Source organism: Kitasatospora sp. NPDC057198 (genome assembly GCF_042670125.1).
Lineage (GTDB): Bacteria > Actinomycetota > Actinomycetes > Streptomycetales > Streptomycetaceae > Kitasatospora.
The window spans coordinates 1-8,321 of sequence record NZ_JBHUWH010000358.1 but is presented as its reverse complement, the minus strand read 5'-3'; the positions used below and the strand labels follow the sequence as shown (position 1 = coordinate 8,321).

At 72.7% G+C, this 8,321-nt stretch carries 7 protein-coding genes and 1 pseudogene; 2 read left to right on the top strand and 6 right to left on the bottom strand.

The genetic code is table 11. From position 1 onward, the window contains the following. Positions 1-347, bottom strand: a pseudogene (locus tag ACFUEL_RS29875) (S9 family peptidase); the annotation flags it as partial. A gap of 53 nt (positions 348-400) precedes the next feature. On the opposite strand from ACFUEL_RS29875, the gene ACFUEL_RS29870 reads away from it, so the two are divergent. Continuing rightward, positions 401-1,645: an aminotransferase class V-fold PLP-dependent enzyme gene (locus tag ACFUEL_RS29870; protein WP_380239893.1), complete on the top strand. Its 1,245-nt coding sequence runs from the start codon at positions 401-403 to the stop codon at positions 1,643-1,645. A gap of 527 nt (positions 1,646-2,172) precedes the next feature. Here the strand turns inward: ACFUEL_RS29870 and ACFUEL_RS29865 are convergent. The 3 genes from ACFUEL_RS29865 to ACFUEL_RS29855 form a co-directional block, all read right to left on the bottom strand. After that, the gene (locus ACFUEL_RS29865) at positions 2,173-2,502 is read right to left on the bottom strand and encodes a helix-turn-helix transcriptional regulator (protein ID WP_099905297.1); all 330 of its coding nucleotides are present in this window, start codon (positions 2,500-2,502) and stop codon (positions 2,173-2,175) included. Positions 2,503-2,546: 44 nt separating this feature from the next. Further along, on the bottom strand, positions 2,547-2,921 hold the full coding sequence (locus ACFUEL_RS29860; protein ID WP_380239892.1) for a hypothetical protein: 375 nt from the start codon (positions 2,919-2,921) through the stop codon (positions 2,547-2,549). A 600-nt stretch (positions 2,922-3,521) separates the two neighbouring features. Beyond that, positions 3,522-4,253, bottom strand: a complete 732-nt coding sequence (locus tag ACFUEL_RS29855) for a hypothetical protein (RefSeq protein ID WP_380239891.1) — start codon at positions 4,251-4,253, stop codon at positions 3,522-3,524. A 320-nt stretch (positions 4,254-4,573) separates the two neighbouring features. Between ACFUEL_RS29855 and ACFUEL_RS29850 the strand changes: the two genes are divergently transcribed. After that, positions 4,574-7,423 carry a DEAD/DEAH box helicase gene (locus ACFUEL_RS29850; protein ID WP_380239890.1) on the top strand — a complete coding sequence of 950 codons (2,850 nt, stop codon included), beginning with the start codon at positions 4,574-4,576 and terminating at the stop codon, positions 7,421-7,423. A 33-nt stretch (positions 7,424-7,456) separates the two neighbouring features. Here the strand turns inward: ACFUEL_RS29850 and ACFUEL_RS29845 are convergent, their stop codons facing one another. Both ACFUEL_RS29845 and ACFUEL_RS29840 read right to left on the bottom strand, forming a co-directional pair. After that, a complete protein-coding gene (locus tag ACFUEL_RS29845; RefSeq protein WP_380239889.1) occupies positions 7,457-7,762 on the bottom strand; it encodes a hypothetical protein in 306 nt (101 codons plus the stop codon). A gap of 30 nt (positions 7,763-7,792) precedes the next feature. Continuing rightward, positions 7,793-8,020 (bottom strand): hypothetical protein, encoded by a 228-nt coding sequence (locus ACFUEL_RS29840; RefSeq protein ID WP_380239888.1) that lies wholly within the window; start codon positions 8,018-8,020, stop codon positions 7,793-7,795. Between the last annotated feature and the right edge of the window lie 301 nt (positions 8,021-8,321).

Sequence of the window (8,321 nt, the reverse complement as noted above, 5' to 3'; positions counted from 1 at the left end):
CGGCCGTCCAGGGCGAAGACGGCCTGCGCGAGGTCGGCCGTGGCCGCGAACGAACCGATGCCGGGGGCCCACAGCCGGATCCGCTCGCGCAGCCGGCGCTCCAGCGGCGGCAGCGCCGAGGCGGCGCCGGTGCGCGCCGGGTCGATCGCCGCCGGGTCGGCCACCAGCCGCTCCCGGCCGGTGGTCGGCTCGTACAGCCACAGGCGCTCGACCGGGTCGGTGGGGCCGGTCGAGCGCAGGAACAGCGCCCGGTCGGCGTCGGCGGAGAAGGTGACGGCGCGGGGGGCACCGTAGCTGAAGCGGCCGGTGGCGGCGCTCAGCGCGAGGTAGGGGTCGGTGTGAGTCACCCGCCGATGGTTGCCGTGCCGGATCCCGTTGGGCTAGAAGTATGCAGTGTGAAATGTCACACAGCATTTGGAAGGTCGAGATGACGAAACCGGGGAACCCGCGCACGGGACCGCAGCACCCGGACGCACCCGCCGGTGGTGAACGCCCCGCACCCCTGCGCGGCAGCAGCACCCTGTTCACCCTCGACCCCGGCACCGCCCACCTCAACCACGGCTCGTACGGGGCCGTCCCCGTCCCCGTCCAGCGCCGGCAGGCCGAACTGCGCGCCGAGATGGAACGCGACCCCGACGGCTTCTTCCAGGCCGCCCCCGACCGGATCGGCCGGGCCCGCGCCGAGATCGCCACCGCACTCGGCGGCGACCCCTCCCGGCTCGCCCTGATCACCAACGTCACCGAGGGCGTCGCCGTCGCCCTGGACTCGGTCCCGCTCGGCGAGCGCGACCAGGTCCTGGTCACCGACCACGGCTACGGCGTGGTCACCCGGGCCGCCGAGCGCCGCGCCGCCGAAGCCGGCGCCGCGGTGCGCTGCGTGCGGATCTCCCCGCACGCCCCCGACGGGGAGGCCGTCGCCGAACGCGTCCTGGCCGCCGTCACCCCGCGCACCAGGGTCGCCGTCCTCGACCTGGTCACCTCGCCCACCGCCCGCACCGTCGCCACCCCCGCGCTGCTCGCCGAACTGCGCTCGCGCGGCGTGGTCACCGTGGTCGACGCCGCGCACGCCCCCGGCGCCCTGCCCGTCGACCTCGGCGGCGCGGCCGGCGGCGCCGACTTCTGGGTCGGCAACCTGCACAAGTGGGCCTTCGCCCCGCGCTCCGCCGCCGTCCTCGCCGTCGACCGGCCCTGGCGGCCGCGGGTGCGCCCGCTGACGCTCTCCTGGGAGCACGACCGCGGCTTCCCCCGGCGGGTCGAGTGGCGCGGCACCTTCGACTACACCCCCTGGCTGGCCGCCCCGGCCGGCTTCGCCCTGCTGAACCGGATTGGCGCCGAGCAACTGCGCGCCCACAACCAGGAGTTGGCCGCGTACGGCCAGCGGCTGCTGGTCGAACGGGCCGGCCTGCGGGCCCTGCCGGCCGTCCCCGGCCTCGGCATGCGCACCGTCCGCCTCCCGCCCGGCGTCGCCGAACAGGAACACGCGGCCAAGGCCCTGATGGTCGCCGTCCGCAAGACCCTCAACACCCGGATCGCCGTCCGCCCCTGGCAGGGCGGCGGCATCCTCCGGATCAGCGCCCAGCTCTACAACCGCCCCGAGGAGTACCGGCGACTGGCGGACGGATTGGCGGGGCTGATCACCCGCTGACGGCTCGCCGCCGGGGCCGGGGCCGGGGCCGGAGCCGGGGCCGGAGCGGCGGCGGACGGCGGGAGGGCGGGATCGGGGCGCCGAAACCCGCTGCGCGGGGCGTGGTGGTCGGAGGGCGGGAGGGGCGTCGCGGGCGCGGGCCGTCTTCCGTGCGGCGGCCCGACAGGGGCGGGCTCCCGCTGCGCGGTGCCCCGGGGCGGGGCGGTGGAGGAGGGCGGGACGCGGGCCGCCCCCGCGCAGTGGGTCGGGCTCTGCGCGGGGGCGGGGCGGCCCCGCTCGGGCGGGGGTGGGACCCGGGACGGCATCCGTGAGACGGCCCGGCAGGGGCGAATCCCGCAGGCGCGGGGGCGGATCACGTCCGTCGTCGGCATGCTGCCGAAGCCCGGGGCATTCCCGCTCGGGCGGGGCCGGCTCCTGCGCCGGATCGCCCCTGCCGCCCCGCCGGGGACCGTCCCCGCCGCGCGGGGTGCGTACAGGTCGGGCAGGTCGCCGATCTTCCAGACGGGGCGATCCCCGCCGCGCGGGGCTCAGCGGGTGGCGCGGAGTTCCTCCAGCAACATGCCCTGGTCGGCGAGCAGTTCGGTGAGGATCCGCCGGGCTGTCCGGAGCAGCTCGGCGACGTCCGCCCCGGCCAGGGCGTAGACCACCGTGGATCCCTCGCGGGTGGCGGTGACCAGGCCGGAGCGGCGCAGGATGGCGAGCTGCTGGGAGAGGCTGGACGGTTCGATGTCCAGCTCGGGCAGCAGGTCGCGCACCGGCGTCGGTCCGGCCTGGAGCAGTTCGAGGACCCGGATTCGCACCGGGTGGCCGAGCATCCGGAAGAACTCGGCCTTGGCCTGGTACAGCGGTACGGGCATGCTTCCTCCCCTTTTCCGGCGGCACGCGGGCCGCCGTCCCGCGCTCAGACCTCCAGCGTCGACTCGATCCGCTTCAGCTGGTGCCGGGCCATCGCCAGGTTGGACCGGCTGCGGTTGAGCGCGAGGTACAGGAACAGGCCGCGCCCGCTGGACGTGGTGAGCGGCCGGATCAGGTGGTACTGACCGGTCAGGGTGACCAGGATGTCCTCGATGCCGTCGTCGTGGAGGTTGAGCATTTCCATCGCCCGCATCTTGGCACGGACGAGGTCCGTGTTGGCGGCCGCGGCGACGTTCAGGTCGATGTCCCCGCCGTCCCCGAGGGTGCCGAGCGCCATGCCGCTGCCGTAGTCCACCAGGGCGACCCCGATGGCTCCTTCGATGGTCATGGCTTCCTTGAGCGAGGTTTCGAGGTTCGCCATTGCCTGTCTCCTGTCGTGGCGGTGATCGGTTCGGCACGACTGTAGGAACGGGATCGCACTGCGGCCGAGTGTTGACCGGAATCTTTCACTTCTGGTCCATCACTGATCGAACGGTGCCGATCTGCCGACCGTATGAAGACATTTGCAACTCCGGATGTGAACAGTTCACGCGTACGCGATTTCTGCGGCGCCACCCGGGGAAGGCCCGCGCCGGAACGTGGCGGGGCCCGGGAGCGGTATCCGGCTCCCGGGCCCCTGTGTGCCACCCAATTGTTGTGCACCGGCACGTTTAAGGACGATGGTCATGTTTACGGCGTTCGCTTTACCGTTGAAGCTACCGCGCCACGAAGAGGCGCAGGAGGGAGTCGAACCCCCATCTCACGCCATGGGCCCCGTCCGGTCGATCCGGCGCTCGGTGGCGAATGCTGAGACTTGAGCGAGAGCCTGAGTTTCACGGGGTGCCTCTGCCGATTGGGCCACCCCGGCACGTGGTGCCGGGGGAGGGACTCGAACCCCCACCGTTCCCCGAAGTCAGCTTCAACTTCAGTGTCAGCTTGCGCTTCGCGCGCCACCCCGGTCTCACCCGGGGCGTTCGTGGGGCTACCCGAACAGGTAGCCGAAGACGGCGTCGCCGACCCGCCGGTCGGTGACCTCCGCGCCGTTGGCCTCCTCGCGGGCGAACTGCACCGCCTGCTGCAGCTTCTCCACCCGCTCCACCAGCTCGTTCACCCGCCGCGCGGGCAGCGCGCCGGAGAACTTCACCGTGGTCCAGTACCCGACCGGGACGTCCTCGTAGTAGACCTCGACCTGCGCCGGGTGCTTCTCCGTCGCCTCCGCCTTCACGTGGTTGCGCGGCACCTTCTTGGTGCGGATCGTCCGCACCGCCTCGGTCTTCCACGCGTCCGTCGACGGGTCGAGCGACCAGGACTCCGCGGCGTCCAGCACCGGGAGCTTGCGCACGAACGTCCGCAGGTCGGTGAGCTGCTTCTCCAGGAACAGCAGGTACGTCACGGGGGCGCCGGCCACCAGCGTCCGCCCGTCGACCACCACGTCGGCCCGGGCCTCGGTGTTCGCCCAGTCCTTGGTCGCCGTCACGTCGAACAGCCGGGTCAGCGTCGCCGCCGTCGCCCGCAGCACGTCCTCCGTCTTGACCTGCACCCTGGTCGACTCGGGGGGCAGCTGCTCGCCCTCCTCGTCCTTCGGCTGGTACGTCCGGGACAGGCCGGCCAGCAGCGCGGGCTTCTGCACGTCCTGGTGGGACTGCGTCAGCTCCTGGAACGACTTCGACTTGACGCCCTTTTCCACGGCGATGATCTGGTTCAACTTGGCCACGGGGGGACGCTAGCGGCCCGCCCGCCCGGCCGTCACCCGGTTTTTCCGCCCGGCAGCCACCCGGTTCTCCGCCCGGCCGCCACCCGGTTCCCCGCCCGGCGGGCGGACGCGTCCTGACCTGGGCACGTCAGCCCAGAACTGCCGGGAAAGTCTGATGTTGATGTCGGTCCAGACGGGTAATCTCAGGCTGAGATGCTCGATCACCACACCCCACGCACCCGCTGCGCCCCGTCGCCACCCCCGGCCACGGCCCCGCAGCCGCAGGCGTCGCCGTCTGCGTTCTCGTCCAGCCACACCCACGGGAAGAACAGGTGACGCCAGTGCCTACCAGCCCCACGCCCGAGGAGCAGCTCAGCCCCGCCGAGCGGTACGCCGCCTCGCGCGAGCGCGCCAAGGAGCAGGCCACCGCCTTCCACGGCTTCCAGCAGCTGTACGACTTCCCGCTCGACGACTTCCAGGTCCGCGCCTGCCGCACGCTGGAGGAGGGCAAGGGCGTCCTGGTCGCCGCGCCCACCGGCTCCGGCAAGACCATCGTCGGCGAGTTCGCGGTGCACCTGGCGCTGGCCGGCGGCCGCAAGTGCTTCTACACCACGCCGATCAAGGCGCTGTCCAACCAGAAGTACGGAGACCTGGTCAAGCGCTACGGCCAGGCCAAGGTCGGCCTGCTCACCGGCGACAACTCCGTCAACGGGGACGCGCCGGTCGTCGTGATGACCACCGAGGTCCTGCGGAACATGCTGTACGCGGGCTCCAACGCCCTCGACGGCCTCGGCTACGTGGTGATGGACGAGGTGCACTACCTCGCCGACCGCTTCCGCGGCGCCGTCTGGGAGGAGGTCATCATCCACCTCCCCGAGTCGGTGACGCTGGTGTCGCTCTCCGCGACGGTCTCCAACGCCGAGGAGTTCGGCGACTGGCTGGACACCGTCCGCGGCGGCACCGAGGTGATCGTCTCCGAGCACCGCCCCGTCCCGCTCTGGCAGCACGTGATGGCCGGCAACCGGGTGTACGACCTGTTCGCCAGCCCCGACCGGGACGGCCGCCCCAAGGGCAGCCTGAAGAACCCCGCCAAGGCGGTCAACCCCGAACTCGTCCGCCTGGCCCGCTCCGAGTCCGACCGCGGCCGGGACAGGTTCGCCCGCGGCCGCGGCCGCTCGATGCCCACCGGCCGCCCCGGCCGGGTCTGGACGCCGGGCCGGGTCGACGTGATCGACCGGCTGGACGCCGAGGGCCTGCTGCCCGCGATCACCTTCATCTTCAGCCGGGCCGGCTGCGAGGCCGCCGTCCAGCAGTGCCTCAACTCGGGCCTGCGCCTGAACCGGGACGCCGACCGCTTCAAGGTCCGCCAGTTCGTCGAGGAGCGCTGCCGCGACATCCCCGACGAGGACCTGCACGTCCTCGGCTACTACGAGTGGCTGGACGGCCTGGAGCGCGGCATCGCCGCCCACCACGCCGGCATGCTGCCCCGGTTCAAGGAGGTCGTCGAGGAGCTGTTCGTCCAGGGCCTGGTCAAGGCGGTCTTCGCCACCGAGACGCTCGCCCTCGGCATCAACATGCCCGCCCGCTCGGTGGTCATGGAGAAGCTGGTCAAGTGGAACGGCGAGACCCACGCCGACATCACCCCCGGTGAGTACACCCAGCTCACCGGCCGGGCCGGCCGCCGCGGCATCGACGTCGAGGGCCACGCCGTGGTCCTGTGGCAGCGCGGCCTCGACCCGGAGGCGCTGGCCGGCCTGGCCGGCACCCGCACCTACCCGCTCAAGTCCTCCTTCCGCCCCTCGTACAACATGGCCGTCAACCTGGTCGGCCAGTTCGGGCGGCACCGCTCCCGCGAACTGCTGGAGACCTCCTTCGCGCAGTTCCAGGCCGACCGCTCGGTCGTCGGCATCGCCCGGCAGGTGCAGCGCAACGAGGAGGGCCTGGAGGGCTACCGCGAGTCGATGACCTGCCACCTCGGCGACTTCGACGAGTACATGCGGCTGCGCCGCGAGCTCAAGGACCGCGAGAACGAACTCGCCCGCGAGGGCTCCACCCAGCGCCGGGCCGCCGCGATCGAGTCCGTCGAGCAGCTCAAGCCGGGCGACATCATCCACGTCCCGACCGGCAAGTTCGCCGGCCTCGCGCTGGTCATCGACCCCGGGCTGCCCCCGGTCAGCCGCAACGGGCACGGCCGCGGCGGCCCCCGGCACCCTGACTTCCAGGACGGGCCGCGCCCCGTCGTGCTCACCGCCGAACGCCAGGTCAAGCGCCTCGCGATGATCGACTTCCCGCACCCCGTCGCCGCGATGGACCGGATGCGGATCCCCAAGTCCTTCAACCCGCGCAGCCCGCAGTCCCGCCGCGACCTCGCCTCCGCGCTGCGCACCAAGGCCGGCCACCTCGAACCCGAGCGCTTCCGCAAGGGCCGCGCCGCCGCCGCCGACGACCCCGAGATCGGCCGGCTGCGCACCGCCCTGCGCCAGCACCCCTGCCACGGCTGCGACGAACGCGAGGACCACGCCCGCTGGTCCGAGCGCTACCACCGCCTGCACCGCGACACCGAACTCCTCGAACGCCGGATGCGCTCGCGCACCCACACCATCGCCCGCACCTTCGACCGGGTCTGCGGCCTGCTCACCGACCTCGGCTACCTCAGCGGGGACACCGTCACCGACGACGGCAAGCGCCTCGCCCGGCTCTACGGCGAACTCGACCTGCTCGCCGCCGAGTGCATCCGCGAAGGCGTCTGGAACGGCCTCGCCGCCGCCGAACTCGCCGCCTGCGCCTCGGCGTTGGTCTACGAAGCCCGGCAGTCCGACGACGCCGTCGCCCCGCGCGTCCCCGAGGGCGGCGCCAAGGACGCGCTCGGCAGGATGATCCGGATCTGGGGCCGGCTCGACGACCTGGAGGAGCAGCACAAGATCTCCACCGCCGAGGGCGTCGGCCAGCGCGAACCCGACCTCGGCTTCGCGTGGACGGCCTACCGCTGGGCCCTCGGCCACGACCTCGACGCCGTCCTGCGCGACGCCGACATGCCCGCCGGCGACTTCGTCCGCTGGACCAAGCAGCTGATCGACGTCCTCGGCCAGATCCAGGACGCCGCGGGCGACAACACCGAGCTGCGCAAGACCGCCCGCAAGGCGGTCGACGGCATGCGGCGCGGCATCATCGCGTACTCGTCGGTGGGTTAGCCGGGCGGTTCCGGAGTCGGCCGGTACGGGGGCTCAGGGCGCCCGCTTCAGTCGTACCGGCCGACGGGTGGCGGGCGTCCTCACGACCCGGTCGCCGACCTCGAGCTTCCTGTACGAGACGCCGTCCACGGGGACGGTGAGCTCGTTCCCGTCGTCGGTGCGGATCCGCAGCCAGAAGCTGTGGCTCGTGCCGGTGGTGGCGGGTCCGGTCGTGGTCCACCGGTCGGTGATCTCGCCGGCGTAGGAGTCGTTGAACGACCTTCTCCGCCGGTGGGCGAACGCGACCAGGGCCAGGGCGAGCGGGCCGGCGATGAGGACCAGGAGGACGAGGTACGACATGGGTGCCCCTCGCGTCGGGTGGCGCGGGACTCAGCAGTACGTCCGGGCCTGCTTGATGGCGGGTTCCATCTGCTGGGGGTCGAAGGTCCTGTTGAGCAGTTGCTGAGCCTCGTGCAGGGCGTCGGCGAGCGGCTGGAACTCGGCGTCCGCCAGAGCGGCCCCCCGGGCCAGTTCCTCGGCGCCGACGAGGCGGGCCACCGCGATGTCGAACGCCTGCCCGCTGTTGCTGTCGGGCATCCGTTCCGGCAGCTGCCTCACGGCCGCACAGGCCAACTCGGCGTCGGTTCCCCGGAGCCCGCCGGATGCCGACCCCGACTGGCAGGCCGTCAGGGCCAGCAGCAGGCCGGCCGCGGCCACAGCGGTTGCCGGACGCCTCATCAGTTCCCCCGCTCCAAGACTTCCAGCCATCTTTCAGGGCTTCGCCGAGGGGCATAAGTCCAATCCCGGCCAGCTTGCGCGGCTGCCGGCCCCGCAGGGACCGGGAGTTCGGCGAGCGGTGCGTCGGGATTCGGTGCCCTTCGGCCGTCGCGGCGAACGGCCCGACCGCTCCGTGGTGAGC